Genomic DNA, 509 nt, shown 5'->3' with positions numbered 1-509 from the left:
ACCAGGTACACCAGCAGCGCAATGGCGCCGGAGCTGGCCAGCAGGAATTCGAACACTGCAGCCGGCGCCACGTAGTTGGCGAATACGGCCAGGAACGCAGCACCCGTCGACAGCAACACCGCCCAGTAAGGCGTGCCGCTTTTGTTGGTGCGCTTGGCCACGGCCGGTGCATCACCGCGACGGCCCAAGGAGAACAGCATGCGCGAGGCGGTGTACAGCGCCGAGTTGAGGCAGCTGGTCACGGCAACCAATACCACCAGGTCGACGATCAGCTTGGCATTCGGGATGCCCATGCGTTCCAGCACGGTCTGGTAAGAACCTACCGCCGCCAGGGTCGGATCGTTCCATGGCACCAGGGACACCACGATGAAGATCGACAGCAGGTAGAACAAACCAATCCGCCAGATCACCGAGTTGGTGGCCTTGGTGATTTGCTGGCCAGGGTTCTTCGATTCGGCCGCTGCAATGGTAACGATCTCGGTACCCATGAACGAGAACATGGTGGTCAG

1 pseudogene is annotated in these 509 nt (G+C 60.9%); it reads right to left on the bottom strand.

The features are described from left to right. Positions 1 to 509 (bottom strand): annotated as a pseudogene (locus tag FEM54_RS33405) (amino acid permease); the annotation flags it as partial.

The organism is Pseudomonas edaphica, assembly GCF_005863185.1.
Taxonomy (GTDB): Bacteria; Pseudomonadota; Gammaproteobacteria; order Pseudomonadales; family Pseudomonadaceae; genus Aquipseudomonas; species Aquipseudomonas edaphica.
Note: the sequence above shows the minus strand (reverse complement) of the source record. Positions and strands in the feature narration are given on the sequence as shown.